General features: G+C 46.8%; 21 protein-coding genes, 1 other RNA gene and 1 pseudogene. 9 read left to right on the forward strand and 14 right to left on the reverse strand.

What is annotated here, in order from left to right:
• Positions 1-8: 8 nt before the first annotated feature.
• Positions 9-2,453 (reverse strand): alkaline phosphatase family protein, encoded by a 2,445-nt coding sequence (locus tag GGU45_RS17725; RefSeq protein ID WP_435226997.1) that lies wholly within the window; start codon positions 2,451-2,453, stop codon positions 9-11.
• A gap of 537 nt (positions 2,454-2,990) precedes the next feature.
• Here GGU45_RS17725 and htpG point away from each other — a divergent pair.
• The gene (gene htpG / locus GGU45_RS17730) at positions 2,991-4,877 is read left to right on the forward strand and encodes a molecular chaperone HtpG (RefSeq protein ID WP_435226999.1); all 1,887 of its coding nucleotides are present in this window, start codon (positions 2,991-2,993) and stop codon (positions 4,875-4,877) included.
• Positions 4,878-5,070: 193 nt separating this feature from the next.
• Here the strand turns inward: htpG and GGU45_RS17735 are convergent, their stop codons facing one another.
• The 4 genes and pseudogenes from GGU45_RS17735 to GGU45_RS17750 all read right to left on the reverse strand — a co-directional run bounded on the left by GGU45_RS17735 (position 5,071) and on the right by GGU45_RS17750 (position 8,340).
• The gene (locus GGU45_RS17735; RefSeq protein ID WP_435227001.1) at positions 5,071-6,336 is read right to left on the reverse strand and encodes an ATP-binding protein; all 1,266 of its coding nucleotides are present in this window, start codon (positions 6,334-6,336) and stop codon (positions 5,071-5,073) included.
• A 143-nt stretch (positions 6,337-6,479) separates the two neighbouring features.
• Positions 6,480-7,112, reverse strand: a pseudogene (locus GGU45_RS17740) (metallophosphoesterase family protein); the annotation flags it as partial.
• Between the two features lie 78 nt (positions 7,113-7,190).
• Positions 7,191-7,577, reverse strand: a complete 387-nt coding sequence (locus tag GGU45_RS17745; RefSeq protein WP_435227002.1) for a DUF3037 domain-containing protein — start codon at positions 7,575-7,577, stop codon at positions 7,191-7,193.
• Positions 7,555-8,340 carry a HipA family kinase gene (locus GGU45_RS17750; protein WP_435227003.1) on the reverse strand — a complete coding sequence of 262 codons (786 nt, stop codon included), beginning with the start codon at positions 8,338-8,340 and terminating at the stop codon, positions 7,555-7,557. Before GGU45_RS17750 ends, GGU45_RS17745 begins: the two co-directional genes overlap by 23 nt.
• A 226-nt stretch (positions 8,341-8,566) precedes the next feature.
• On the opposite strand from GGU45_RS17750, the gene GGU45_RS17755 reads away from it, so the two are divergent.
• Both GGU45_RS17755 and GGU45_RS17760 read left to right on the forward strand, forming a co-directional pair.
• Positions 8,567-8,956 carry a hypothetical protein gene (locus tag GGU45_RS17755; protein WP_435227005.1) on the forward strand — a complete coding sequence of 130 codons (390 nt, stop codon included), beginning with the start codon at positions 8,567-8,569 and terminating at the stop codon, positions 8,954-8,956.
• Positions 8,957-9,040: 84 nt separating this feature from the next.
• Positions 9,041-9,214 carry a YiaA/YiaB family inner membrane protein gene (locus GGU45_RS17760; RefSeq protein ID WP_435227135.1) on the forward strand — a complete coding sequence of 58 codons (174 nt, stop codon included), beginning with the start codon at positions 9,041-9,043 and terminating at the stop codon, positions 9,212-9,214.
• Between the two features lie 194 nt (positions 9,215-9,408).
• Here the strand turns inward: GGU45_RS17760 and GGU45_RS17765 are convergent, their stop codons facing one another.
• The gene (locus tag GGU45_RS17765) at positions 9,409-10,089 is read right to left on the reverse strand and encodes a porin family protein (RefSeq protein ID WP_435227007.1); all 681 of its coding nucleotides are present in this window, start codon (positions 10,087-10,089) and stop codon (positions 9,409-9,411) included.
• A gap of 35 nt (positions 10,090-10,124) precedes the next feature.
• On the reverse strand, positions 10,125-11,141 hold the full coding sequence (gene murB, locus GGU45_RS17770) for a UDP-N-acetylmuramate dehydrogenase (RefSeq protein ID WP_435227009.1): 1,017 nt from the start codon (positions 11,139-11,141) through the stop codon (positions 10,125-10,127).
• 37 nt (positions 11,142-11,178) lie between these two features.
• Here murB and GGU45_RS17775 point away from each other — a divergent pair, with 37 nt between their 5' ends.
• Together GGU45_RS17775 and GGU45_RS17780 are read left to right on the forward strand one after the other, a co-directional pair.
• Complete coding sequence (locus GGU45_RS17775) at positions 11,179-11,886, forward strand: NAD(P)H-binding protein (protein ID WP_435227011.1); 708 nt, start codon at positions 11,179-11,181, stop codon at positions 11,884-11,886.
• A 30-nt stretch (positions 11,887-11,916) separates the two neighbouring features.
• Entirely contained in the window at positions 11,917-12,507 is a 591-nt protein-coding gene (locus GGU45_RS17780) for a DUF4126 domain-containing protein (RefSeq protein ID WP_435227013.1), read from the forward strand.
• Between the two features lie 47 nt (positions 12,508-12,554).
• Here the strand turns inward: GGU45_RS17780 and GGU45_RS17785 are convergent, their stop codons facing one another.
• The 5 genes from GGU45_RS17785 to GGU45_RS17805 all read right to left on the reverse strand — a co-directional run bounded on the left by GGU45_RS17785 (position 12,555) and on the right by GGU45_RS17805 (position 19,146).
• Complete coding sequence (locus tag GGU45_RS17785; RefSeq protein WP_435227015.1) at positions 12,555-14,408, reverse strand: outer membrane protein assembly factor BamB family protein; 1,854 nt, start codon at positions 14,406-14,408, stop codon at positions 12,555-12,557.
• Positions 14,408-14,785: a transfer-messenger RNA gene (gene ssrA, locus GGU45_RS17790) on the reverse strand. Before ssrA ends, GGU45_RS17785 begins: the two co-directional genes overlap by 1 nt.
• Positions 14,786-14,984: 199 nt before the next feature.
• Complete coding sequence (gene rseP / locus GGU45_RS17795; protein ID WP_435227017.1) at positions 14,985-16,334, reverse strand: RIP metalloprotease RseP; 1,350 nt, start codon at positions 16,332-16,334, stop codon at positions 14,985-14,987.
• 78 nt (positions 16,335-16,412) lie between these two features.
• Positions 16,413-17,567, reverse strand: a complete 1,155-nt coding sequence (locus GGU45_RS17800) for a 1-deoxy-D-xylulose-5-phosphate reductoisomerase (RefSeq protein ID WP_435227019.1) — start codon at positions 17,565-17,567, stop codon at positions 16,413-16,415.
• Between the two features lie 82 nt (positions 17,568-17,649).
• The gene (locus GGU45_RS17805; RefSeq protein ID WP_435227021.1) at positions 17,650-19,146 is read right to left on the reverse strand and encodes a GH3 auxin-responsive promoter family protein; all 1,497 of its coding nucleotides are present in this window, start codon (positions 19,144-19,146) and stop codon (positions 17,650-17,652) included.
• 142 nt (positions 19,147-19,288) lie between these two features.
• Here GGU45_RS17805 and rplU point away from each other — a divergent pair, with 142 nt between their 5' ends.
• The 4 genes from rplU (at position 19,289) to GGU45_RS17825 (ending at position 22,053) form a co-directional block, all read left to right on the forward strand.
• On the forward strand, positions 19,289-19,588 hold the full coding sequence (rplU, locus tag GGU45_RS17810; protein WP_435227023.1) for a 50S ribosomal protein L21: 300 nt from the start codon (positions 19,289-19,291) through the stop codon (positions 19,586-19,588).
• An 84-nt stretch (positions 19,589-19,672) separates the two neighbouring features.
• Positions 19,673-19,933 carry a 50S ribosomal protein L27 gene (gene rpmA / locus GGU45_RS17815; protein WP_435227024.1) on the forward strand — a complete coding sequence of 87 codons (261 nt, stop codon included), beginning with the start codon at positions 19,673-19,675 and terminating at the stop codon, positions 19,931-19,933.
• Between the two features lie 112 nt (positions 19,934-20,045).
• Positions 20,046-20,282 (forward strand): hypothetical protein, encoded by a 237-nt coding sequence (locus tag GGU45_RS17820; protein WP_435227025.1) that lies wholly within the window; start codon positions 20,046-20,048, stop codon positions 20,280-20,282.
• Between the two features lie 79 nt (positions 20,283-20,361).
• Positions 20,362-22,053, forward strand: coding sequence for a helix-hairpin-helix domain-containing protein (locus GGU45_RS17825; RefSeq protein WP_435227027.1), 1,692 nt, complete (start codon positions 20,362-20,364; stop codon positions 22,051-22,053).
• Positions 22,054-22,231: 178 nt separating this feature from the next.
• Here the strand turns inward: GGU45_RS17825 and GGU45_RS17830 are convergent, their stop codons facing one another.
• Both GGU45_RS17830 and mazG read right to left on the reverse strand, forming a co-directional pair.
• Positions 22,232-26,092, reverse strand: a complete 3,861-nt coding sequence (locus tag GGU45_RS17830) for a sensor histidine kinase (RefSeq protein WP_435227029.1) — start codon at positions 26,090-26,092, stop codon at positions 22,232-22,234.
• 4 nt (positions 26,093-26,096) lie between these two features.
• On the reverse strand, positions 26,097-26,879 hold the full coding sequence (mazG, locus tag GGU45_RS17835) for a nucleoside triphosphate pyrophosphohydrolase (protein ID WP_435227030.1): 783 nt from the start codon (positions 26,877-26,879) through the stop codon (positions 26,097-26,099).
• Positions 26,880-26,881: the final 2 nt, after the last annotated feature.

Genomic DNA, 26,881 nt, shown 5'->3' on the forward strand with positions numbered 1-26,881 from the left:
ACAAAGCATCAATCATCATCATCGTCTGCTTCCTTTTTCTTTTCCGGGAATTTTAAGAACGCGGCCCGTACCGGAGAAGGCGCCGGGGTTCCTTTGATGCCCATCCAGAGGATATCATTAAACACCAGGTCCGGAACGGCATCTTCCTTAGACCAGTCGAACTGTTCGCTCCAGACGGCCAGTTTTCCCTGTGCAGGATTGCGTTCCAGCAGGTTAATATTTGCCGGCAGATGATCGAATGCAGTGAGATCGGGAGTGGCTGTAAAACAACGCCACAGGGGTGTTGCAGCCGCATCATATTGCGTCATGGGTGGCATCCCCAGGATCAGCTCAATGGTTCGCAGCATGCCGGAAGTGGAATACATGGTATGATCTACCGACCGCCGTTTTACATAGGGGCTGATCACATAGGCCGTGCTCCGGTGCGCGTCCACATGATCCGGCCCGTTTTGGGCATCGTCCTCCAGGATGAAGATGGCACACTCCTTCCAGATGGGGCTTTTACTGATATAATCCACAAACATTCCCACGGCCAGATCATTGTCTGCCACATGTGCAAAAGGTGTTTTGCGGCCGGCACGCATTCCTTCGGTATGATCATTACCAAAACGAATTGTTGTTAACCGGGGCAGCGCATTTGCCGCCACCAATGAATCAAAGTCCTGCTTCCATTGCCTGAAACGGGTGGTATCGGCCACACTCAGGTCGTAGCCCGTATATCCACGGGCAAAATGTCCCTTAAGCACATCCAGCTTTGCTTTTCCATTATCTACAAATTCTCCGTAGGTACGGAACGACACCTTGTTTCGCGCCGCATGATCCCAGATAAATCCATCCCGGTTGTTGGCAATCTTACGCTCTCCTTCCCCGCCGTAAGTACCGCCACGGCCGCCATAGCTGGAGGGCCAGGTCTTTTCAAGATAATCGGTGGCATAGGCGCCCATGCTCCAGTTATGCCCGTCCGCACTTACTTCCGCATCTACATAAAAATTATCGAGCAATACAAAGTCGTTTACGATCTTGTGTTGATTGGGTGTGATCTTTTCACCAAACAGACAGAGACTGCTGTCGCCGTTCCCCCGGGTAATATCTCCCAGTACCTGGTCATACGTGCGGTTTTCCTTGATTACGTAAAAAACATGTTTGATGGGGGAAGGCGCGCCTACCTTCATGGGTACGGGGTTTCCCGCTTCTCCCTGGGCTGTAAGTTCCTTATCTTTTGAATACGGCGTATTCTGGTAAACTGCATGTGAGTATACCGCCAGCTGTGCCGGTTCAGGCGTATTGACAAAGCTTAAAGTACCACGAAACAACCCGGCAATATATTGTACCCTGGCCGGGCGACTGCTATCGCCGGCATGCCGCAATACCACTTCTTTTTTATTCACCGGGTTGGGGCCGTATGGATTGGCCATTGACGACATTCCCTTACCATTGGTAACAAGGATCTGTTTTCCCAGTACTTTTACATTGGTGGGATACCAGCCTACCGGGATGAATCCTTTGGAAACCGATTTTGAAGGAACCGATACATCGAAAACGGCCAGGCAGTTATTATCGGCATTGGCCACATACAGGGTCTTTTCATCAGTTGAAAGCGCCACCCCGTTGCTGGTAGAGCCGCTGGGTGCATTGGGATAAAGTGCGGCATTTAATGTTTCGATCACTTTATTGGTTCCAGTATGGATCACCGACACAGAATTATCATTGGCGTTGGCCACGTATAACAATCTGCCGCTTTTGCTGATGCAAATTTCGTTGGGATGGTTGCCCGTGGCGATGGTGGCGGTGATCTTTTGTGCGACTACATCCCATACCAGTAATTTCCGGTCGCCCCAAACGCTGATATATAATTTTTTCCGGTCGGGCGATAGTTTACAGGTATAGGCTTCTGATCCAAGACCGGTTTTACTTTTCACCTTTCTTGTAGCCAGGTCAAATATGTACAGACTGCTGTCTTCCCTGGTAACCACAAAAAGCTGGTTACTGGTTTTATCATCCACATCCAGCCCCGCCGTGCCAATACGGTTGGGCCATTTTTTGCCCAGGACAAAAGAATCTTTTAAAGCCAGGCGGTTGTTTTGTATTTCATATCGCTTTACAATATTATCATGACCGCCGGATGCATACAGGTACCGGTCATTGCTACTAAAAGCCAGTCCGTACCAGGATTTTGCGATCACGATGCTATCTACTCTTTTCTTTGCCACCAGGTCGATCAGGTCAATTGTTTGTGTGCTCTGACCATTATTCGTAACTGCTGCCAAACGCCGGTTATGGCCAATCACCAGGTTCAGCGGAAGATCGCCCAGGGGTACCTGCGTGCCGGCGGGCGTCAGCGACCAGCCATTGGGGAGCAGGATCTTCTTTTCTTGCACCCCGGGTTGGCAAAAACCGGGAACCATCATAACAGCCAATGCTATTACAGCAATAAAGCGGGATACTGGATTCATATTACAAAATAATCGTTTTTATTTTTAAAGGCCGCTATCAACGATGATAAATAAGGGAAAGTTAATATAGGGGAATTTGAAGATTTGAAAATGTGGAAATGTGAAAATGTGAAAATGGATATGCCTTAACAGTTCCGGGTTCTTTCCTCCGTTGGAGATTCTACATCAAGTATCAGCCCTTCTCACAGCCATCAGTTTTCGGTTATCCGTGTATCCGGTCAACGACTGAGCGCAGGCAACCGTCAATGAGCAATAGTTAATAGTCAATAAATATACGAGTATGAAACCGGATCTGACATGGAACATTGAACCTTAACATGGAACAAAATCCCCCTCGCCCCTCCAGTCTCCCAGCTCCCCAAAAACGTCCACACTGAGGCAGGCGTCTAACTTTCAGCCTATATTATCAAGTATCAAACGGAACTTAACCTGGAACATTAAACTTTAAACCTCGAACCTGCCCTTAACCTGACAAAATGACCTTCCTCCCCGCGATGGTATTGCATTTGATGTATAAAGAAAAAATTTCAACGAACTATGATACAAGAAAAAGGTTCCATTTCCATTCATACGGAGAATATTTTTCCGATTATTAAGAAATTCCTCTACTCCGACCACGAAATTTTTCTTCGGGAATTGGTTTCCAACGCTGTAGATGCTATTCAAAAGGCCAAACGCCTGGCATCCCTGGGCCAGTTCAACGGAGAGATCGGCGAGCCGCTGGTAGCCGTTAAGCTGGACAAAGAAGCAAAAACCATCACCATTTCCGATAACGGGATCGGGATGACCGCCGAAGAGATCAAAAAATACATCAACCAGATCGCTTTCTCCGGTGCGGAGGAGTTTATGGAAAAATTCAAAGAAGCAAAGGACGCCTCGGAAATCATTGGTCGTTTCGGGCTTGGATTTTACTCAGCCTTTATGGTAGCCGACCGTGTGGAGATCCAGACCCTGAGTTTTCAGCCGGGCGCGGAGCCGGCCAAATGGACCTGCGATGGCAGCACCGAATTTGAGATCAGCGAGGGCAACCGCACCACCAGGGGTACCGATGTGATCCTTTACGTAAACGATGAAAACCTGGATTTCCTGGAAGAGCACCGCATCGAAAGTATCCTGAACAAATATGCAAAATTCCTCCCTGTTCCGGTTCAGTTTGGTACCAGAACAGAAAGCGAACCCGATGGCGAAGACGAAGAAGGCAAACCCAAATATAAAAACGTTGAGGTACCCAATATTATCAATACCGGTGTACCCATCTGGACAAAGGCCCCCAGCGAACTGAAGGACGAGGATTACCTGAATTTTTACCGGGAACTGTACCCGATGAGCGAAGATCCCCTGTTCTGGATTCACCTGAATGTGGATTACCCCTTCCACCTGACCGGGGTACTGTATTTTCCCAAGATCAAAAACGATATTGAGCTGCAGCGCAATAAGATCAAACTGTACAGCCGCCAGGTATTTATCACCGATGAAGTAAAGGATATTGTTCCGGAATTCCTGATGCTGCTGCATGGCGTAATCGACTCACCGGATATCCCGCTGAATGTATCCCGCTCCTTCCTGCAATCGGACGGTAATGTAAAAAAGATCAATACCTATATCACCAAAAAAGTGGCCGATAAACTGGCCGAGCTGTTTAAAACCGACCGCGCCGGCTACGAAACCAAATGGAGTGATATCGGCGTGTTTGTAAAATATGGCGCCATCAGCGAGCCCAAGTTCTGGGAGCGCGCCAAAGACTTTGTATTGCTGGGTAACACAAAGAAAGAATACTATACCCTGGGCGAATATAAAGACAAGGTAACCCCTGCCCAAAAAGATAAAGACGACAACCTGGTATACCTCTATACACCAAATGCAGAAAAACAGGATGGCTATATCCAGGCTGCCAATAAAAAAGGCTATGATGTATTGCTGATGGATAGCCCGCTCGACAATCATTTTATCAGCCACCTGGAGCGCGACCTGGAAAAAACCCAGATCAAACGGGTGGATGCAGACGTTCTTGAAAAACTGATCGATAAAGGAGAAACCATCTCCAGCAATTTATCGGAAGAGCAGACCAAAGAGATCAAAGAAGTTTTTGAAAAAGCCATTACGAAACCAGGTATGGAGGTAAATGTAGAAACCCTTTCTGCGGAAGCCATGCCGGTTACCGTTACCATGGATGAGTTTATGCGCCGCATGAAGGATATGGCGGCCATGGGCGGTGGTATGAGTTTTTATGGCGCTATGCCGGATAAATACAAGGTGGCCGTTAATGCCAACCATCCGCTGGCTACAAAGATTCTGGCAGAGAGCAATGCAGATGCCCGGCAGGCACTGGCAAGGCAGGCATTTGACCTGGCATTGCTGGCCCAGGGCATGCTGACCGGCGCCGATCTGACTTCTTTTGTGGAAAGAAGTGTGAAGATGATTTAAAAAATCAGGATATTGACCTATAAAGAGGTTGTATCAAAAGTCTCCATTTTGTCGTGCGAACTTGTTTCGGCATCTAAAGATCACTGTTCGTCAATAGATGCTGAAACAAGAATAGATCCCGGATCAGGCCCGGGATGACATCTTCAGAACGACATCATGCTGCAAAGCGACTTTTGAGACAGCCTTTTTTATTTTATTGCCATAACACGGGATATGGAACGGCCCAAAGATTTTTACCAAAAGCAACGACATCCTTACCACCATACAACACAATTCCTGCCGAAAATTGTTTCTTAGTCAGATCAGCCAGTACTTTGATACCCTTAAAATCATCTGCATCAACGGAAGCCGTTTTTTTTACTTCAATGGCAACAACTTCCCCATCAGGCCGCTCCAGCACAAAATCCACCTCCTTACCATCACTTGTTCTAAAATGGAGTAGCTTCACAATTTTTCCAGAAAAGCTGATCAGCTTTAATAATTCTGTAGCAACATAATTTTCCAGTACCCGACCAAATAATTCCGGTCGGTTGGTAGCCAGGTCATCTATATCCCAGTCAAGCATGTAACAAAGCATCTGGCTGTCGATCAAAAATCCCTTTGATGATTTTACAAGTCGTTTACCAACATTTCTGTGCCAGGGTTCTATATCAAAATTCAGGAACATCATCTTGAAAATATTGCGGTAAAATTTTGTTGTAACCATATTTAACCCGATCTCACGGGCAATATCAGAATCATTTATAAGACTGGCCGATCTTGTAGCCAATACCCGAAGCAGATGGGGCAACACTGATATTTTTTCAAGATCAGCAATCAGCCTTACATCTCTTTGCAGCATTGTGGATATATATCCCTCAAACCAGATATTGCGTTCTGCTGAATTTCTATTACGAAGCTCCGGGAAGGAGCCACTCCTGATTGCGTCTGTTATGGTAAGCCCCCGATCGGTTATATTAGCAAAATCCTTTTTCAAAATCCTCTCAAGTCCGTCCCCCTTGCCTTTCGTTGCTTCCGCTGTGCAATAAGGATATAAAGTAAGCACGGACATGCGCCCCACCAACGAGTCTGCCAGTTTAGGCAATGCGAGAATATTAGCCGATCCCGTAAGCAAAAAACGGCCATTTGCCTGCGACTTATTGTTGATACGCAGTTCGTCTACCGCGAATTTTAAAGCACGGAATACCTCCGGCACCATCTGTACCTCGTCAATTACCAAATGGGACTTATGGCTGGTAAGAAAATGATCAGGGTTGGCCGCCGCTGCCGCCATTTGAGTCGGGTTATCGAACGATAAATAAGTAGCCGGTGTGCCCTTTATTCCAATTTTATCCAAATTGCTACGTACAAGAGTGGATTTACCTACCTGCCTGGCCCCATTTATAAAAACAACCGGGCTTACCGTTAATGCTTTTAGCATTCCGGAAGTGGCAAAGCGGGGTATTATCCTGTTATCCATTTTGCAAATTTAAAGATTGCCTTTAAAATATCCAAAGATTACCTTTAAATTTGCAAAACTTCCGGTTCATTATTTATCAGGCAGGACGCTGGTGTGGCAGGCTTTTGATCCCGTAAAGAGCACCATTCCCCGAAGACTCAATGCTACTTTATCGTAACCTTGTCTACCAGCTTTCCGGAGGGGTCAAAAACACTAAAGCTGGCTTCAGTCGCAGTTATTTTCGCCTTGATAATATTATTATTTGAGTTTACAATAAGAGGAAATTTCATGGATGCCGATGCCTGTTCGATCCGGTGCCGGTGCTCATGTCCACTCAGCATTATCTGGATGCCAGCCTCGTTGAGAACAGGCACCCATTTCTTTTTGATCTCCTGACTGCCGTGCCAGCCATCCGCGGGAGGTACATGACAAATCGCAATTTTATACTTTGCATTCCTGAAAGCATCTGTCTTTACAACATTACGCAGCCATTCCGTTTGCTCATCCCGGTATGCATCCATATCCGTAATGCCGCTATACTCAATGTCCGAATCGGGCTTATCTTCGCCACCGTCCAACACAATAAAACAGGCATCCCCTTTTGTGAAGCTATAATAGAGTTGCCCATTGGGCCCCGGAAAATATTTGGGAAACTCCGCCGCAAAAGGGCCTCGGGTTTCATGATTTCCCCGCGCATAGTACATCGGAACCTCACTCGCAAACAACAGCGTGGCGGTATCCATAAACCCCTTAAACACCTGTTCCTCGCTCATAGAACTGCTAACCATATCCCCGTTGAAAACAACAAAGCCAACGGTCGAACGCTAAAATGATGGAATCAACAATGTACGCAAATATAACAGGATTGATGGATGTTACCCCACCAGTTGCAACAGTAGTTTTTTTACAATTCCTTCTGTTGTGCCGGCCACGCCCGGGTGTACTTTGGAGCACTGGATTACCGTACTTCGGGTAGCCGTCAGCCACCGGAATCGCGATGCTGCATCCAGCCGCGCAATACCGGACGCTGAGCTTTTATCCCCGGCCACGATTGCCTGGAACGCCTGCAGGTTTTCCGCGATTGCTTCGAGGTCTGTTTCGGGATCAAGGCAACGCAATTTTTCGCGGTTCAGGAAAACAGATGCTTCAAGAAAGCGTGTCTTCTTACAAAAAACGACCACTCCCACATTGATGAATTCTTCCCGTTCCACCCGGGGCACTACGCGGATCACCGCATACTCATATACCAGCAGCTCTTGCATCCAGTGCCATTTTTAAAAAAATTGAAGAATTGTTTAACCGCCAGGTGAGGAATTGCAGGTACACTTCACGCGCTGCCTCCGCATCTCCCAGCACTTCCTCATACATCAGCCATTCCATCGGAATCAGATTCACAATTTTGTGCAGCAACTGATCCGTCAGTATCGTTTTACAGAACACATCTGCTTCTTCCAGCATGGAAGCGTTCTTTAATAAGACGTGATCCTTTATCAACGGAAAACCGCTTTTCATTTGTACCGGCCAGCTTTCCCAGTTGTGGTGAAAGTAAAGACAAGCGCCATGATCAATCAGCCAAAGCTCCTTGTGCCAAAGCAGCATATTTGTATTTCTTACGGTACGGTCCATATTGGTAAGAAAGGCATCCAGCCATACGATCTTAGAAGCCAGGAGCGGGTCAACATCCGTAACCGCCGGGTCAAAAGTAACCGACCCGCCCAGGTAATGTAAGGCCAGGTTCCATCCCTTGCTGGCTTTCAGCAGGTCCTGTATTTCCTCGTCTCCCTCCGTACGGCCAAAGGCTTCATCGAGGTGGGCAAATACCAGCTCCGGCACTTTCAGCTGCAACAGGCGGGCTACTTCGCCGCCGATAAATTCGGCCACCAGCGCTTTTACGCCCTGCCCGGCGCCTCTGAATTTAAGGGCATATAAAAAGCCGTCATCGGCCTCCGCTATCGCAGGAAGCGAGCCCCCCTCTCTCAGGGGAGTTACATACCGGGTAACATTCACCGAACGGATCTCAGGCATATTCACATCAAATTTGGATCAAATGTAGGCAATAGTGATTGGCAACTGCATTTATTTTCAGTACTCATTTGCAATAAAATACTTACCCCGATTGTTGCACCAGCGCTTTCTCCTGCGTTATCATACTGTGTCCTTGATAAATTTGGGATAAAATATGCTCATTTGTTCCTGCAAGCCAGCACAAATATGTTTGAAACAACGTATAATCTTAAACACTTACACATTTATGAAAAAAGAAACGCTGTTTGTTATTGCTATCGCTTTCTGCGCCCTTCTATCCTGCAACAAAAAAAGCAACGCTACAAAAGAAACGCTCACCAAGGATGATGTACCTACCCAGTACCAGGGAATCATGCAGCCCGGATCCCTGCAACTTAAAAATGATTCCGTAACCATGGCGCTGTACCCGTCTGCCCCAATGTACTACCTGGATCTGCGGCTGAAAGGCAGCAGCGGGTATTACGCCTTATTAAAACAGGCTACGCAAAAAAACATCCCGGTGCGCATCTGGGTTTTTAAAGAAGATAAAAGCCCTATAGAAGTAGCTAAAGTGGAGCCTGTGTCTGATGAGGAATTACTTCAATGGAAGAAAGCTGAAAGTCCCCGGGAGCAGTAGCCATGTATAATGTAGGTGTGTGATATACGTCTGCGGATTGTTTCCTGTATTGCGATGAATGAACCTCCTTTTTAATCATTTCGAATCGGATTAAGGAATGCCTCCCTCACAAAAAGTGAAAAAGAATTTTATGCTATGTCCTTTGCCCTTGGCATCTTTGCCGCCATTGCTGTACAAAAGAATACGAGAGACAGTAGACCGGTCGCGGATGAATATAAAAACAACCACCCGGGAACAATCCCGGATACGTTAGAATAACCATCCTGCAGCACTGAGCGCTTAGTTCCGGGCAAGGCCTGTCCATCATCTGATATCCCCGTTACCGCTGTATTCCTCATTCAATCTTTTACACTTTCATCAGAATATTCCGATGTTGTCCGGGGACGTTCTCCGAAAAGAAAAAGGGCGTAACCTGGTTACGCCCTTTTTCCTGTCTGCTATAAAAACTATTTTTAGAAAAACACACCCAAACGAAGCGCCCAGCGGTTCAGGGCCACCTTGTCATCGTTCCAGTCTTTGTTTTTAGTAATATCCGTAAACCCATTCTCAAATCCAACCCCAAAATACAGGTCCGTTTTTTCTGCAAGGCGGTATTCGCCGCCTGCTCCCAAAAGCAATCCCATATTTACTTTGTTGGTTTTTTTCATAATGTTCACATTGTCTTCCGACTTGGCGCCGGAAGTATAATCTAACCGGGAACCAATAAGCGCCCCCATATAGGTACCAAACTGTCCCCACCACCGGAAACCATTCTGATCATTTGTTTTCAGCTTTACACTCAACGGAATTTGCAGGTATTGCAATTTCAGTTTATACTCCTGGTTGTCGCTTCCGGAATACAACCCTTTTGCAGCGTCTTTGATCAGGATAGAGGAAGATGCATGCGCTACCTCCAGCCCGGTGGCAAAAGCGCCGCGGGTATCGGAGAACTGTACATCGGCCATCAAACCATAGTTCACACCAAAACCAGAACTGCCTTTTTCAAGACCGTTTTCCAGGGGGCGCAATGTATTCACAAATACAGGATCAACCTTAAATCCCAAACGCACCGGCCGGCCGTAAAAACTTCTTTGTGCAAACAAAGACATTCCGGTTAGCAGGCAGACCATTGTTAGCAATAATGATTTTTTCATTTTTAAAAATTTGCGCAAAGGTAGGCATTTTGCTTTTATAATATATTCACTTCCGGGTGCAGCTCCACGCCGTATTTTTTGAAAACAGTATCAATCACCAGGTTGCAAACGCTCAGGATCTCGCTTCCCGTTGCCTTGCCATAGTTCACCAGTACCAGGGCCTGCTTTTCGTGCACGCCCGCATCCCCGCTCCGGTAGCCCTTCAGGCCGGCGTGCTCAATAAGCCAGCCGGCGGCCAGCTTCATCGTGCCATTTTCATTTTCGTAGGCTACCAGGTCCGGGAACGCTTTTTTCAGCGATTCATATTTTGCAGGATCAACAGAAGGGTTTTTAAAAAAACTGCCGGCATTGCCAATCACAGCCGGATCCGGCAATTTCGAGGACCGGATATGGATCACCGCACGGGCAATCGCCTGTATCGACAATTCGGTAACATGCTGCCGCTCCAGCTCCTGTCGTATGGCTCCATATTCAATATGAAATACCGGCTTTTTCCGAAGGCGGTAGGTAACATCGGTAATTACAAACTGGTCTTTGTACACATGCTTAAATACACTTTCCCGGTAACCAAAAGCACAATCTTCATTTGTAAAAGTTTTTGTATAGCCCTCATACCGGTGAACTGCTGTAAGTGCATGAAACACTTCCCGGATCTCTACACCATAGGCCCCGATGTTCTGCATGGGCGATGCGCCTACACAACCGGGGATCAGTGCCAGGTTTTCTACACCGGCATACTGGTGCTCCAGGCAATGCAGCACAAACCGGTGCCATATTTCTCCCGCACACACTTTCACATAAATAAAATCCTCATCTGTTTCCAGCACTTCATACCCCCGCAACTCATTTTTAATTACCAGCCCGTTGTAGTTTTCCTTTAGTAAAATATTACTGCCGCCCCCGATTACGAGGCTGGGCACTTTTGCTTTCCCGGCCCAATCAAGCGCCTCCTCCAATTCAGTAACAGAAGTAACACTGGTAAAATACCGGGCTGCGGCTTCAATACCAAAACTGTTATAAGGTTTTAACGAAATATGATCCAGAATTTCCATAGCTTTAAAGTATTGCAAAATAACATTATTCTTTTCTATGGGGAAAAAAACCGCGGCGATCATTGGCTCCGGGGGCCTTATTGGAGCGCACTTGCTTCAATCTTTACTGGAGGATCCTGAATACGGCACGGTAAGAACGCTGGTGCGGTGGCCGGCCGGATCCGTGCACGCCAGGCAGGAAGAAAAGCTGGTCGACTTCAGCGATGCAGAATCCATCCTTTTAGCGCTTGTTGATGTAGCGGTGGTATTTTGCGCTATTGGCACCACACTTAAAAAAGTTAGTGGCGACCGCAAGCGATACTGGCAGATCGACCACGACATTCCCCTGCGGGTTTGCCGGATGGCGCTCGAATCCGGCTGCCGGGAAATGGTGTTGGTTTCCGCTATTGGAGCCAACAGCAACAGCAGTAACTTTTATTTACAGCTAAAGGGAAAGACGGAGGAAGACCTGGTTGCCACAGGAATGCCCACGCTCCATATTATGCAGCCAAGCCTTTTAATAGGGCCGAGAAAAGAAAAACGGCGCATGGAAGCCATCAGCCAGCGGATTATGAAACCCGCATCCGCCCTGCTTTCAGGCTCCTGGCTAAAATACAGGGCCATAGATGCCAGCGATGTTGCCAATGCCATGATTGAGGTGGTACGCAGCAGCCGAACAGGCGTTTTCCGTTATACCTGGAAGGAAATGATGCACTTTTCGGATCAGTATACTTCGGACCCCGGGAACAACGGGGAGCAAATTTAAAAAACTGCGCTTTTTTTTGTAAATTACTGTATGAATTGGGATATACAAACCTTTTCAGCTGCCGCTCTGGGTATTGCGCTGGCCGCCTGCTGCGGCTTCAGGGTTTTTGTACCGATGCTGGTGGCCGGCTTTGCGGGACGGTTTGAGCTTTTCCACTTTTCGGAAAGCTTTGTATGGCTTTCTTCCACGCCGGCCCTGGTTGCGCTTGGTATTGCTACTGTTTTTGAAATTGCGGGGTACTATATTCCTTTTATTGATAATATCCTGGATACCATTGCTGCGCCCCTTGCTGCCATTGCCGGCACATTGCTGGCCACCTCGGTAATCCCTATCGAAAACGACTGGATGAAGTGGATCGTTGGCATTGTTGCGGGCGGCGGCGGCGCAGGATTGATTGCCTCCGGTACCGGGCTGCTGCGCTTATTGAGCAGCAAAACAACCCTTGGGGCAGGGAATAATGTGGTGGCCACCGGCGAAAACGCCGCTGCGGTCGGAGGCTCGGTACTGAGCTTCCTGGCCCCCATCATCATGGCCTTATCATTTATCCTGTTCTTTATCTGGATCATTAAAAAAATGATTCGCAAACTAAGGGGCAAGTCTTCAGCGGCCCGGGGACATTGACAGTGCTGAACCATCGTCCGAATGAATGATATCATAATCCCGGGCCTTCACTCTTTATCAACCCGGAGTATTATTATTTTTCCATCCATAGTGGTTACCGCTATTTTGCGGTCGCTGATGAACCGGAGATCATGTACCAGGCAGTTGGCCACTTTATGCACCCATTTGGTGGCGCCTGTCTTCCGGTCAAAAGCGGCAATTACGCCTTTATCGCTGAAGGCATAAACGCGGCCCTTGCGTTCGATTATTTTTGAGGGGTTCAATTCATAATTAAATACATTATCCGTTTTCCATACAATAACAGCGCTGTCGGCCTTTGTATCCACGCCTACCAGGTGCCCCTGCATGGTTTTGGCAAATACGATTTTTTTATCAGCAGAAAGCCCCATCGATTCCCTTACCGAATGTTCGGTCCAGCGATGTTTCCATATCAGTTTGCCCGAGCCCGCGTCCAGCGCCGTCATATACCGGTCTGGCGCTACTATAAAAATGCGGCCAAATGCTTCCACCGGCAAACAGGATGCGGGTGAAAGCATGCGATTGCTATAACCGTCATGAAAAACCCATTCGGCTTGCCCGGTTTTACTATTGAGGGCATACAGCTCATTGCCCCAGCTACCAAAAACCAGTTTGTTCCTTGTATAGAGCGGTGTTGCTTTTACAAAGTTTTTTACACCGTCATACTCCCATATTATTTTACCATCTGATAACCGCAACGCCCTGAATTTCCCCTCGGAAGAGCCAACAAAAACAATTCCTTTGTTGATGACCGGCGTGGCTACAATGGACCGGGTGGTGGCTGTTGACCAAAGCAGGGCGCCATTATCAGCATCCAGGCAATAAATAGTGCCATCCGTTGAAGGAATGACCAGGCGATTCTTCGCTATGGCGGGCGCCGCATAAATCTTTCCTCCCGTTGCAAACCGCCATATTACCCGGTTAGCGTCAGGGTCGAAGGCCAGGATCCTACCGCGACTATCCGGCGTAATGATCCGGTTCTTATACAATACAAAACCGTTGCCGATGTCCGAAGAGTCCTGGTAACGCCAGGTTTCCTTTACCTGCGGATAGCGCTGGTTGATGGCGTACGAAGGCCGGGGCCAGCTGCGGGTGTCTGCATCCAGGTGATGATCTTTTAAGACGACAGAAGTCCACTCTTTTTTTGTTTCCACGCCCGGTTTGCGTTCCTGGTAAACAGCGCGGCCGTTGCCGATAGTGATTATATTGTAGCCGCCCACACTGTCTCTTGCCCTTAGGTTGGAGCGCCCCATTACCCCGGGGATGCCTTCAAAATCATAGCGGTGGTTCTGGTGCCCATGACCGCACATATACAATTGAATATTGTGTTTTTTTAACCGGTCTGCAACCTCGTACCAGTTATTAAGTGATGAATCGAGCGGGTAATGATCCACAAATACTATCGGTGCCCTTGCCGGAATGGTAGCCAGTACCGAATCCAGCCATACAATATTTTCGTACGGCACCTGTCCCGGGCTCATTTTCATATTGGGTCCGCAATTGGCACCCAAAAAATGAACGCCTTCATAATTAAAAGCGAACACCTCGTTACCAAATATGCGGTTAAAGGTATTGGTTCCGCTTTCAGACCAGTTATCATCATGATTGCCGGGTATAATGTACCAGGGTTTGTTCAGGGAGTCGAGAATCTGTTTTGCCAGTTTTATTTCCGCATCCGCTCCAAACTCGGTGATATCACCCGAAACGATTACAAAGCGGATAGCCGGGTTACTATTAATATCCCTTACGGTTCTCCGCAGGTCATCATCAGCATCGTGGGAGCCAATATGCAGGTCTGATATCTGTGCAAACTGAAAGGCGGATTGGGCTACAGCCAGTTTTACAAAAAAGCAGCAAAGGGCAATACAAAAAATTCGTTTCATTGTGGAGGCGAGGGGAGTCGAACCCCTGTCCAAACATATCCTCCAAAGGCCTTCTACATGCTTATTCCTTATATTAGTTGTCGGCGCAGCACCGGAAAAGGACAAACCAATGGAACGCTTAGCTGTATGAGTCTTTTGCTACCGGCACAGCCTATTGCAGCAGCATCCTGTTTTTGTTTGATGAGTCGGCGGCGGAGCATGGTAACAGAACAACCGGCTCAACGCGGCCCTAATGACTACTTAATCACTGATTAGGCAGCCATGGCATACTGAGTATTGCCATTTAGAGTTTGAGTATTCAGATTAACGGGCTAATTACACAACGCCCGGCATGCTTCTACCTTCAAAGATCTACGCTGTCAAAACCAAACGCCCCCTTTACAGCCGTCAGCTATCAGGCTCCGGCCTTCTGCTTTCAAATCCCGGTTTCCGGGAAACAAAAATCAGCATACGAAGATACGGATTATACTTCAGAAGGGATGAATTAGTGCGCTTTTATAACTTGTAAATTCACTTTTTGCCCTTGTTCCGTATGAAACCTTCCCGCTACTATTCATCCGGAGCAGGGAACCAGGCTTACCTGAAGAGCCTGAAAATATCCAGTCCCAGTGCGTAAGCCATCAATCCCAATAACAATACCATCCCTGCCATCTGCGCGTACTCCATAAATTTATCGCCCGGCTTCCGCCCGGTAATCATTTCATAAAGTGTAAACAGGGCATGACCGCCGTCAAGCGCCGGTATGGGCAATACATTCATAAAGGCCAGGATAATGGAAAACAACCCCGTCATGGTCCAGAACCGCTCCCAGTCCCAGGTACCCCCAAATGTTTTACCTATGCTGATAACGCTGCCCAGATTGTCGCTTACTTTGTGTTCCTTTGATGTAAACAGCAGCTTTATCCCCTCCACGTACTCTATCAGTTTATTGACGCCATATTTAATACCCGCAGGTATGGCTTCAAAAAAACTATAGTGGATCATTTCAAGACCAATGATCTCTCCCGGATTCCTGGGAACAAATTTCGTTGCAGTGTTTTCATCCGTCTTTACCACTACATTTACGGTATCTTTTCCCCGGAGGGCATGCAGTGTAATATCCTGGTTCTTTAAATTCTTTTTTGCGGCAATATACTGATCAAAATACTGAAAGTACTGGTTGTTCAGGCCAATAATTGTATCTCCTTTCTCCAGTTTCCCACTCACATATTTCACTTCTTTATCCTCGGCAATAATTACGGGAAACCGGGCCGTAAACAACTGGGCCGACTTAGCCCTGGTCAGTTTGCTTAAAAACCCTGATGGCAACACGATCGTTGTATCGCTCCCCTCCCTTTTAACACCCAGTTCGATCTGCTTATCGCTGAAGAACATCCCTTTTCTCAGGTCATCCAGGTACACCACTTTTTTGCCGTTCACCGAACGGATCATGTCTCCATCTTTTAACCCCACGGATTTTGCCAGGGAATCCACTGCGATCCCGTACCGGAGATTTTGCATCGGCGTTTTCTCCTCGCCCCATACAAAAAGGATCATGGCAAAAATAAAGAGTGCCAATACAAAGTTAATGATCACCCCGGCCAGCATGATAATGAGGCGCTGCCAGGCGGGCTTTGAGCGAAACTCCCAGGGCTGGGCGGGTTGTTTCATGGCTTCCTTATCCATGCTTTCATCAATCATCCCGCTGATTTTTACGTACCCTCCCAAGGGTACCCAGCCGATACCGTATTCGGTTTCGCCTATTTTCTTCTTCCACAGGGAAAACCAGGGGTTAAAGAACAGGTAGAATTTTTCAACGCGGCAGCCAAACCATTTAGCGGTAATAAAGTGCCCAAACTCGTGTAAAGCAATCAGGATGGAAAAAGACAAAATAAACTGGCCTACATTTGCGCCAAGGGCCGACCAATTAAACGCTAATAAAATCATGTATTTTTAATATATAATTTCTAATGTTCGCAAAGATAACAGTGAATGGTGAATGGACAATAGGCCATAAAGTTCCTGTTACAATTTAATAATATCTGCGGCAAGGGTTCTCGCTTCGGCATCGCTTTCGAAATAATCGGCCAGTGAAGGCTGCTGTATAAAGGTCACCTGCTCCATTATCTTCTCAATAACATCGGTCATTTCGAGGAACCCGATGCGGTTCCTTAGAAAAGCGTATACCGCAATTTCATTGGCGGCATTCATAACGCAGGGAAGGTTGCCGCCTTTTTCGAGCGCCTCCATAGCCAACGCCAGGTTGCGGAAGGTTTTGAGATCCGGTTCTTCAAACGTAAAGGTATTCATCCGCTTAAAGTCAAATCGGGGGTGGTCATTCAGGATCCGCGATGGAAATCCCAGCGCATACTGGATGGGCAGCCGCATATCGGGCAAACCGATCTGGGCTTTGACGCTGCCGTCTTCAAACTGCACCATGCTGTGAATGGCGCTTTGCGGATGAATGAGTACATCGATCTGGTCCGGCTTTAGATTGAACAGCCATTTGGCTTCGATCATTTCCAACCCCTTGTTCATCAGGGTAGCGGAATCAATCGATATTTTGGCGCCCATTTCCCAATTGGGATGCTGCAGGGCATGCTCTCTCTTAACGTTGACCAGGTAATTGGGTTTGCGCCCTATAAAGGGCCCGCCGGAAGCCGTCAGGTATACTTTTTCGATTTTATTGCGGGTTTCTCCAATCAGGCACTGAAAAATAGCGGAGTGCTCTGAATCTACCGGTATAATGGGCACGCGGTGTTCTACGGCCATTTGCATGACAATATCTCCGGCTACCACCAGGGTTTCTTTGTTTGCAAGGGCAATGGCCTTTCCATTTTCAATGGCTTTAATAGTGGGTTTAAAACCGGCAAAGCCTACAATAGCGGCCAGCATGAGGTCATACACATCCATACCCGCTACTTCCTCCAGGGCGTCTTCACCGGCAAATACCTTAATATCCGTTTTTGCGAGTGCCTCTTTTACGGCACCATACCTGTTTTCATCCCCGATTACGACAATATTCGGGTTATATGCCAGCGCCTGTTCAACCAGCAGCTGGTCATTTGAAAAGGCCGTTAATACTTCTACAGAAAATAGATCGGGGTTCTTTTCGATCACGTCCAATGCCTGCTTGCCGATAGAACCGGTTGAGCCAAAAATGGCGATTCGTTTTATCATGAGTTCGTCTCCCATTTACTTTTGTAGTGTACCTGTCTTAAAAGGGGCTAAGATAGGGGCTGTTTCAGGAATAAAAAAATGCTTAACTCCGTATCCACCGGGTAAGGCTTTCTGCGATTTTCCGGTCATTGCTCAGGCGGGGTACTTTGTTTTGTCCGCCCAGCTTCCCAACCGATCGCATATAGTCGATAAACCCATTCTTTTTCATAGGGGTGATGATCAGCCGTTGCAGGATATTACCGGAAATGAGATCGTCATAATACGCATTCTTTTCCCGGAGGTACTGATCTACCTTCTGCGAAAAGTCATGCATATCTTCCGGTTCATTTTCAAATTCGATAAACCATTGGTGGTACGATTTGCCGGCATCCGCGCTCACGTAGGGCGCTACTGTAAACTCCGTAATGTGTACATTTGCTTCTTTGGCGGCTTTTAAAAGACTGTATTCCACTTCTTCGCCGATTACATGCTCTCCAAATGCCGAGATAAAATGTTTGGTGCGCCCCGTTACCACCAGGCGATAAGGATCCACGGATACGAATTTTACCATATCGCCGATATCATAGCCCCACAAACCCGCATTATTATTAATGATCAGCGCATAATTCACGCCTGTTTCCACTTCTCCAAGGGATAGCCGCCGGGGATTTTCCTTACCGATTTCATCTGCCGGGATGAACTCAAAAAAGATCCCGCTATCGGTGTTTAGCAACAGCCCGGGTTCCGTTTGGGTATCCTGGAAGGCAAAAAAACCTTCGGATGCCGGGAAGGTTTCAATACCATCCACTTTTCGTCCGATGCTTTGAAGCAATTTTGCCTGGTAGGGTTCAAAGTTAACCCCGCCATATACCATTACGGAAAAATGCGGAAACAACTCTCCCACCGGTTTGCCGGATCGCCGGATGAGTTCATCAAAATACATCTGCATCCATGGCGGTATGCCGCTGATAAGCGTCATATTCTCCCGGATGGTTTCGTCTACAATTTTCCCCAGTTTGGTTTCCCAGTCTTCAATACAATTGGTTTCGTATTCCGGGAGCTGGTTTTTTCGCAGGTAACGGGGTATATGATGGTTTACGATGCCGCTTAGCCGCCCTGTGGGGATGCCCCCCACCCTTTCCAATACCGGAGAGCCACTTAAAAAAATCAGTTTTCCATCGGCAAAAGCGGTGTTACCGGTTTCGGCCATATAACATAATAAGGCGTTGCGGGCGCCATTTATATGGTTATGGATCGACTCTTTAGAAATGGGAATATACTTGGTACCGCTTACCGTTCCGGAGGTTTTTGCAAAATACAGCGGCTGCCCCCGCCATAACACATTGTGTTTTCCGGCCTTTATTTCTTCAATATAGGGCTTTAAATCTTCGTAGTTCCGCACCGGAACAGACTGCTTAAATTGCTTATAATCATTTATTTCCGAAAAACGATGTTCTTTTCCAAACTGGGTAATCCGCGCCGTTTTGACCAGGTATTTCAGTATATTTTCCTGGTCCTCAACCGCCGTTTGCATTCCTTTTTTAATATTTTTGGATACAATGGAAGCAAAGGGCTTAGCCAGGAATGATTTGAATTTCATTGCATTGATCTGTTTTTTCTACACTTCCGGGAAACCGGAACTACAAATATAACGCTTGTTATGGGAGAAGGAATATATATTTAAAGGATCTGTTTGCGAAATTAAAAAATCTCCTTACCTTTGCCGTCCTAATTTTTAGACAATGATAGCAATTATTAAGGTGGCCGGTCAACAATTTAAAGTTGAAAAAGATCAAACCCTGTTTGTGCCACATCTCGAAGGCAAATCTGGTGATGCTGTAACCCTTGAGGTTTTGTTGGCGCACGTTGATGGTCAGTTATCTGTTGGAGGCAGCGTTGCCACAAAGGTAAATGCAGAAATTGTAGACCACGTAAAAGGGGATACAGTGATCGCTTACAAAACAAAAAGAAGAAAGGGCTTTCATAAAAAGAAAGGCCACCGTACGGCTTATACAAAAATCAAAGTAACCAATATCGCTTAATTAAAGTTGGCAAGCTGAAAGGTTAACCGGTTGACATGAAACAACCCGGTAACTTTTAACTTTAAACTTTTAAACTAATAAAAAATGGCACATAAGAAAGGAGAAGGTAGCGTTAAAAACGGCCGTGACTCAGAAAGCAAACGCCTTGGAGTAAAAATCTTTGGAGGTCAGCCTGCTATTGCCGGTAATGTTATCATTCGTCAGCGTGGCACTGTTTATCATCCTGGCAAGAACGTAGGTGTTGGAAAAGACTTTACGCTGTTTGCGTTGTCTGATGGCGTTGTTGAGTTCAGAAAAGGAAGAAAGAACCGGACCTTCGTTTCGGTAGCTGAAGCACAGGCCTGATGCTCTTTGCTGTAACTGAATAAATTGTGGAAAAAAAAATTGACGGCATTAAATAATTGTATAACTTTACCGTCGATAATCCATTATTTACTAATCATTAAATTCAAAAAAAATGGCAGTTAAGAAAGCAGCAGCAAAAAAAGCGGCTCCCAAAAAAGCAGCAGCTAAAAAAGCAGCAGCTCCTAAAAAAGCAGCGGCTCCTAAAAAGGCAGCAGCAAAAAAAGCGGCTCCTAAAAAAGCAGCAGCTAAGAAAGCAGCTCCTAAAAAAGCAGCAGCAAAAAAAGCGGCTCCTAAAAAAGCAGCAGCTAAGAAAGCAGCTCCTAAAAAAGCAGCAGCTAAGAAAAAATAAGAATCCTTTTTTAAAAGAATTCAAAAGCCTTCCGTCCGGAAGGCTTTTTTTATTGCCCCCTCTTTGCTACTTTGCAGCTATGAACAACAGTACCATTGCAGATCATTTCGGATTGCTTGCGAAATTAATGGACATTCATGGCGAGAATCCCTTTAAATCCCGCACTTATTCGATAGCAGCTTTCCACATTGAACGGCTGGAGGAGCAACTAACCGCAATGGATCGCAGTACCTATGCCGGTATTAAAGGATTGGGCGCATCGGTGGCCTCCAAGATTATTGAACTGATCGACACCGGAAAAATGAAGGCATTGGATGATATCGTTGCCGAAACCCCGGCAGGAATTACGGAAATGCTGCAATTAAAAGGCATTGGCCCCAAAAAGATCCACATCATCTGGAAAGAAATGGGCATCATTTCCGTAGGAGAGCTGGAATATGCCTGTATAGAAAACCGGCTGACCCGTTATAAAGGATTTGGAGCAAAAACCCAGGTCAAGATCCTGGAATCGATCCATTTTTATAATCAAAATAAGGGGCATTTTCTTTACGCACAGGTACAGGAAATCTATCCATCGATCCTGGCTTATCTTGAAAAAATTTTTGGAACAGGGAAAGTATGGAATACCGGAAATTATTACCGGCAGCTGTCGACCCTGTATGAGCTGGAATTTATTATTGCAGAAAAGCTGGATACCATACGGCAAAAATTTCAAACGGCTTACCCTCCGGAGCTGCTGGAAGAAACAGATAGCAGCGTGCTTTATAAGCTGAACAACGGGCTGCGCTTACGGATTTATGCAGTGCAGGAAAAGATTCCGCAATTGTTGTTCAACACCTCCTCTTCTGCTGAATTTTCGGATGCCTTCCGCGAACGTTTCTACCCCCAAAACTTTGAAGCAATGGCCTTTGACAGCGAAGCGGATATTTTTGAAAAAGCCAACCTGCCCTATATCCCCGCCTGCTTGCGGGAATCTGTTTCCATAATTGGCCGCGCCGAAAAAAATGAACTGCCCCCGCTGATCCAGGTAAGCGATATCCGGGGCATTGTGCATAATCATAGCAACTGGTCCGATGGCCTATATACGATTGAGGAAATGGCCAGGGCGCTTATTGACAAAAAAATAGAATACCTGGTTATTTCTGATCACTCAAAGTCGGCTGCCTATGCCAACGGGCTTACCGAGGAACGGATTGTACAACAACACCAGCAGATTGAGTTGCTCAATAAAAAGCTGGCACCTTTTAAAATCTATAAAAGTATTGAGTGCGATATCCTCGGCGATGGCAGCCTCGACTATAGCAACGAGGTATTGGCAACCTTTGACCTCGTGATTTCATCGGTACACAGCAACCTCTATATGAACGAGACCAAAGCGATGGAGCGCCTGATGAAGGCGATCGAAAATCCTTATACCACCATTCTCGGCCACCTTACCGGACGGTTGCTGCTCAGCCGCAACGGGTACCCCATCGATCATAAAACGATCATTAATGCCTGTGTGGCGCATAACGTGGTAATCGAAATCAATGCCAACCCCCATCGCCTCGACCTGGATTGGAGCTGGATCGACTATGCCATCAATAAGGGAGCACTATTGTCTATTAACCCCGATGCGCATACCATTGAAGGGTTTGATGACATTCGTTTTGGCGTACTTTCTGCACAAAAGGGCGGCCTTACCGCGGCCCGTAACCTCAGCAGTTTTACGCTGGAGCAGTTTGATGCCTTTGTCGGCGCAAGAAAAGCGGCTACACTTCGCAAGGGATGAATTCGTAATTTTTACACCAGATCGTGTTAATTTGAAAATGTGGAAATGTGATTCGGGTAGTGGCGGAGTTTTCGTATTAATTTGAAGATTTGAAAATGTGTGAATGTGTGAATGAGATCCGGGGATTGACGGTATTTTCGTATCTCAACAGGTTTGTCGAAATCAGAAATCAGAAATTTCAGTGTTTCGGTAGCTCAACAGCCTCAACTGCATCTGTCATCACAAGCGGAAACCGCACATAAAACGTAGTTCCCACACCCAGCTCCGTTTCAAACCAGATGGTTCCATTTGCTTTTTCAACAATGCTCTTGCACATAGCCAGTCCCAGGCCAGTTCCAGAGCTTTTGGTGGTAAAATTGGGTGTAAATATTTTGCCGCGCATCGCTTCGCTGATGCCGGTTCCGTTGTCGGCTATGCTAATGGTAACCGCTTCATTATCGGGTATTTCCTTTACCCTGATGACACCCTGCGCATCCTTATCGCAGGCATCAATGGCATTCACCAGCAAATTGGTAAACAACCGGTTCATCTGCGTTTTGTCCGCCTTAACCCTTACGGCACCTCCAGTCATCTGCCAGTGCAATATAACATCGGGGTTTTTGCTGTAAATGCTTTCCAGCGGCTGCAGCACTTCACGTAAATCAAAGATCATTTCGTTTACATGGTTGATATTGGCAAACTGGGAAAAATCTGCCGCAATCTTGGAAAGATAGTCGATCTGCTCTACCAGTGTTTTTGCCACACTGGAAGTAAGCTGCTGTACATTGGAACTATTGCCTGCAATGGCCTTTTGAAGATATTGTAAACTCAGCTTCATGGGTGTAAGCGGGTTCTTGATTTCATGAGCCACCTGCCGCGCCATTTCACGCCAGGCTTCTTCCCGTTCCGATTTTGCAAGCCTGTCTGCACTTTCCTGCAATTGAGACACCATTTTATTATACTCCTTTACCAGCTGCCCGATCTCATCATTCCGCTCCCAAAGGATCTCCTCGTTGACCCTCGAAAGGCTCACCTCTTTCATCTTATTGCTGATTACGGTAAAGGAGCCCGTAATCCGGTTCGTAATCAGCAGTGCAAGCAATCCCGTTAAAAGAAAAATAAATGCATACAGGTTGATCAGCGTTATCAAAAAGTTGGAAATCTCCTGGTTGAGCTCCTGCTGTGAAGTAAAATAGGGAATGCTCAGGTACGCATAGGGTGCCACACTTTTTGCCCCTACCGGGGCATAAATGGTGTTGTAGGAAAGCTCCGAAACCTTTTCCTTCTGTATGTATTGGGCCCGTCGCAACCGTAACAAACTATAGAAGGCGCGGGGCGACATCTGTGTGCTCAGCACCCCCCTGCTGTAAACATCGGCCTGGCTGGTAGCCCTTAGTTCCCCCGTAAAATCGTAAACATTTACATCCAGGCCATGAATATCCGAAACCCGTTTTACAACGGCATTGAATGCATTGGCCTGGAAAAGATCTTCATTAAAACGGCCACTATCCAATACAGTCCTTAGGCTATCGTGAAAATTAATTTCATTCAGCATAATATTCATCGTGCGGCCAAGACGGTCATTATTAGACTCTTCAAAACGATTGACAAAGAACGAAATGGTAGCCGCCCCTACCACTACAAAGGCCAGCACATTGATGAGGATAAAGGTACCGTGGATCTGGCTGCGAATCGTAGGAAAAAAAGCGGAGTTGCCAAAGAGTCGCTTATTCATAAAAGCTCCCAGCACAATCATCAATACATTGATGAGCGCCACCAGGAATAAAAAAGCACAAAAAATATAGGAAAACAAGGTAGTGGCTTCCAGGAACATTTCCCTTTTCCGGACCATGATGATCACCTTGGAGGCACCGGCCCGGTACCAGACCTCGCTATACCCTCCCCGTTCCCGTACATCTACCTTTTTTTGAGGAAACTGGCTTTTTGTAAGCGTAGTAGTAAAAGGATATTTTTTTGAAGCAGACGAAGAGGTAAGCTGGCTGTTATGATAGATGGCGTACTGGTATACGGCGGAATTGGAAACCTCGCCCTGCCTGAATTGCTTAAACAGTTCGGGCTTAATATTGGCAACAGCAAAACGCCGGGGGTTGGATACAATGTACACACTACCGATGAGCCGGCCGTTTTCAGCATTCTTAATAATCCGCCGCGTGATATAGGCAAAATTATCAAACTCCTCTGATTCGTAAAAATACATATCCGGGAGAGATGTGGGGCGCGACCTGTTTGCAATCGTTGTATTCAGCGACGCCACCGTTTGCGGAAACTGGTTGTACAACGGGTTGTCCAGGCTGTCAAAAACATACAGGTTGGTTACATAATTATTCAGGTAGCCAATATAATTGCGCTGCCGCATACTGTCTCTTAAATAAGCATTCTGCTCCTCATCATACAAGCGGTGAAAATTATTCCTGAAATAATTACTATCCATGTATTTATTGGCGATACTGATGAGCCGCTCGCTGGCAGGATCCGTTTGCGTGGCCAGCTTTTGACAATAGAGGGTACGCAGGCTCAGCTCCGCTTTGGTGACCTCGTTCAGCATGAGCAAACAGAGGCTTATGGAAAAAATAAAGATCCATAACACCGTTCCGGAAACGCTGAATTTTACAAACCGGTTAATGGCTGCTTCTTTTGTAAAAATAAAGGTATAGGCCAACAGCCATATCAGAACCGGCAGGCAAAAACTCACATCTCCGCCGTTTACGAAACCGGTGATAAATGCCAGCCCCAGCACGGCGGTCCAAAGGTACACCTGCCATACATGGGTTTTGAATACCTCAAAAATGTATTTATAAAGAATCCTGCTGAGATAATAAAACCCGAGGCAAAGACAAGCCAGTATCAGAAAGCCTACAATCGTAAATACACTGAGGCTTTCGATATTGGTAACATCGAATGAGATCTTCGACCTGGCTATAATATTTTTTATCACATCTGCAATACTAAAGGTGGCAGTGATCAGTATCACCAGAAAACCGGCGCCGGCTATCCGCAGCACTTTCCTGCTGTATTTATCTGCCTTGAAGGGTCTGGTTGCAACACGGTTCCAGACAAATACACAGATCCAGCAAAAAAGAAGGCTGTTAATCAACAAATCGCCAAAACTGGGCAATAATGGTCCCGAGCTGTACAGATCCGGATCAAATAACCGGAACCCTGAAAGGTTCCAGGCGCTGCTCATACAGTACACCCCTATGCGGAATGCCAGTAAACAAGCCAGCAATAACCAGATCTGAAGTTTGTAATTGGATGCAGCAAAACGTTTTGCCAGCAGCAGGTAACCGGCCAGGAAGATTAAAAATAATCCACCGATCTTCAATACAACGGAACCCACAGAATCCTGCGCCGGCTTTACGGTAGACATATCTGTACGAACTCCGGTGCCCATTGCAGCATCCATCTTACGGGCAAATTTCACTTCCGGTTTCCGTTTCAAATAAAATACCGGCGCTCCCGTTGTGCCCCTGATGGCATGTTTGGTGGGGATGGTACCAATATCCATTATCGGGTCCATCGCCTTATCAAATGGGTAGGAGTCCCGCAGGTAGTCTGTTTCCACAAAAAAGGAAGACTTCATCAGGATCAGGCAAATGGCCGTAAAATCCGGGTGACCCGGCACCGGCTTCCTGATGGAATAATAATACCCATTGGCCAGTTTAATGCCCTGCTCATCCTGGTCGCTGTACAAAAGCTCATCAGAAGGAATAACGATGCCCGTATTCCAAAACCGCAGGAACGATTTATCCTGAGCGTTTTTGTATAAATAGAAATAGAACCGGCTGTCCGGAATTGCGGACAGGTCTTTCAGTGTTTCTTTCGACTGTGTAAGGCGGTCCATTAGGCTCGTCCTTGCCAGGATTTGATCAAACGCCTCCACACGTGTTTTGATCTCTCTTTCAAAAAGCCGGGTTTGTGCATCCAGGGAGGTATTTTTCAGATAGTTGGAGTTCAGCAGGAATGCGCCCGCAAAAAGCACGAGGGCTGCCGACAAAAGCAGCAGCTCCCATAGGTATTTATTCCTGCTGCGAGGCCTCATAGGATTACTGCTCTGATTTTACCTGGTTCCATAATATGTCCATTTGCTCCAATGTGAGTGCAGCAAGCTGGTTGCCATCCGCCGCCGCCAGCTGCTCCATCCTGGAAAAACGATGGATGAATTTTTTATTGGTACGTTCCAATGCAGCTTCCGCATCTATATTCAAAAACCGTGCATAGTTGATGAGCGAGAACAATAAATCGCCAAGCTCCTCTTCCATTTTGGCCGCTTCGCCGGTTTCAACCGCTTCGCTAAGCTCTGCAGTTTCCTCCGTTACCTTTTCCCATACCTGCGGGGCGGTTTCCCACTCAAACCCAACCTGTTTGGCTTTTTCCTGCAACCGCATTGCTTTTACCACCGCCGGCAAGGACCCTGGCACACCGCTCAGTACCGACGTTTTTCCTTCCTTCAGCTTCAGCTGTTCCCAGTTTTTTTTAACATCCGCTTCGGAACGGACTTCCCGCAACCCGCTGATGGCTGTATCCGGCGGATAAATATGCGGATGTCTTTTGATCAGCTTTTCCGTAATCCCCGTTAATACGTCTGTAATACGAAAACGGTTTTGCTCCTGTGCAATTTTCGAGTAAAAGACAATATGCAGCAGCAGATCGCCCAGCTCTTCCTTTATCCCCGCCCAATCTTCCCCAAGAATGGCATCTCCCAGCTCATAGGTTTCCTCAATGGTCATCTGGCGCAGTGTATGAATGGTTTGCTTGCGATCCCACGGGCATTTTTCCCGCAGCTCATCCATTACCTGTACCAGCCTGTTAAACGCTTCCTGGCTCATTG

It is taken from the genome of Niabella hirudinis, assembly GCF_051201075.1.
In the GTDB taxonomy this organism is placed as follows: domain Bacteria; phylum Bacteroidota; class Bacteroidia; order Chitinophagales; family Chitinophagaceae; genus Niabella; species Niabella hirudinis.

What these genes read in the sequence shown, in the direction of transcription:
- GGU45_RS17825 (WP_435227027.1), top strand. Translation starts at nt 20,362, where the DNA reads ATGAACAACAGTACCATTGCAGATCATTTCGGATTGCTTGCGAAATTA.
- murB (WP_435227009.1), bottom strand. Translation starts at nt 11,141, where the DNA reads ATGGAAATTCTGGATCATATTTCGTTAAAACCTTATAACAGTTTTGGT.
- htpG (WP_435226999.1), top strand. Translation starts at nt 2,991, where the DNA reads ATGATACAAGAAAAAGGTTCCATTTCCATTCATACGGAGAATATTTTT.
- GGU45_RS17820 (WP_435227025.1), top strand. Translation starts at nt 20,046, where the DNA reads ATGGCAGTTAAGAAAGCAGCAGCAAAAAAAGCGGCTCCCAAAAAAGCA.
- mazG (WP_435227030.1), bottom strand. Translation starts at nt 26,879, where the DNA reads ATGAGCCAGGAAGCGTTTAACAGGCTGGTACAGGTAATGGATGAGCTG.
- GGU45_RS17755 (WP_435227005.1), top strand. Translation starts at nt 8,567, where the DNA reads ATGAAAAAAGAAACGCTGTTTGTTATTGCTATCGCTTTCTGCGCCCTT.
- GGU45_RS17750 (WP_435227003.1), bottom strand. Translation starts at nt 8,340, where the DNA reads ATGCCTGAGATCCGTTCGGTGAATGTTACCCGGTATGTAACTCCCCTG.
- GGU45_RS17775 (WP_435227011.1), top strand. Translation starts at nt 11,179, where the DNA reads ATGGGGAAAAAAACCGCGGCGATCATTGGCTCCGGGGGCCTTATTGGA.
- GGU45_RS17780 (WP_435227013.1), top strand. Translation starts at nt 11,917, where the DNA reads ATGAATTGGGATATACAAACCTTTTCAGCTGCCGCTCTGGGTATTGCG.
- GGU45_RS17800 (WP_435227019.1), bottom strand. Translation starts at nt 17,567, where the DNA reads ATGATAAAACGAATCGCCATTTTTGGCTCAACCGGTTCTATCGGCAAG.
- GGU45_RS17785 (WP_435227015.1), bottom strand. Translation starts at nt 14,408, where the DNA reads ATGAAACGAATTTTTTGTATTGCCCTTTGCTGCTTTTTTGTAAAACTG.
- GGU45_RS17745 (WP_435227002.1), bottom strand. Translation starts at nt 7,577, where the DNA reads ATGCAAGAGCTGCTGGTATATGAGTATGCGGTGATCCGCGTAGTGCCC.
- GGU45_RS17735 (WP_435227001.1), bottom strand. Translation starts at nt 6,336, where the DNA reads ATGGATAACAGGATAATACCCCGCTTTGCCACTTCCGGAATGCTAAAA.
- GGU45_RS17805 (WP_435227021.1), bottom strand. Translation starts at nt 19,146, where the DNA reads ATGAAATTCAAATCATTCCTGGCTAAGCCCTTTGCTTCCATTGTATCC.
- rseP (WP_435227017.1), bottom strand. Translation starts at nt 16,334, where the DNA reads ATGATTTTATTAGCGTTTAATTGGTCGGCCCTTGGCGCAAATGTAGGC.
- GGU45_RS17725 (WP_435226997.1), bottom strand. Translation starts at nt 2,453, where the DNA reads ATGAATCCAGTATCCCGCTTTATTGCTGTAATAGCATTGGCTGTTATG.
- rpmA (WP_435227024.1), top strand. Translation starts at nt 19,673, where the DNA reads ATGGCACATAAGAAAGGAGAAGGTAGCGTTAAAAACGGCCGTGACTCA.
- GGU45_RS17765 (WP_435227007.1), bottom strand. Translation starts at nt 10,089, where the DNA reads ATGAAAAAATCATTATTGCTAACAATGGTCTGCCTGCTAACCGGAATG.
- GGU45_RS17830 (WP_435227029.1), bottom strand. Translation starts at nt 26,092, where the DNA reads ATGAGGCCTCGCAGCAGGAATAAATACCTATGGGAGCTGCTGCTTTTG.
- rplU (WP_435227023.1), top strand. Translation starts at nt 19,289, where the DNA reads ATGATAGCAATTATTAAGGTGGCCGGTCAACAATTTAAAGTTGAAAAA.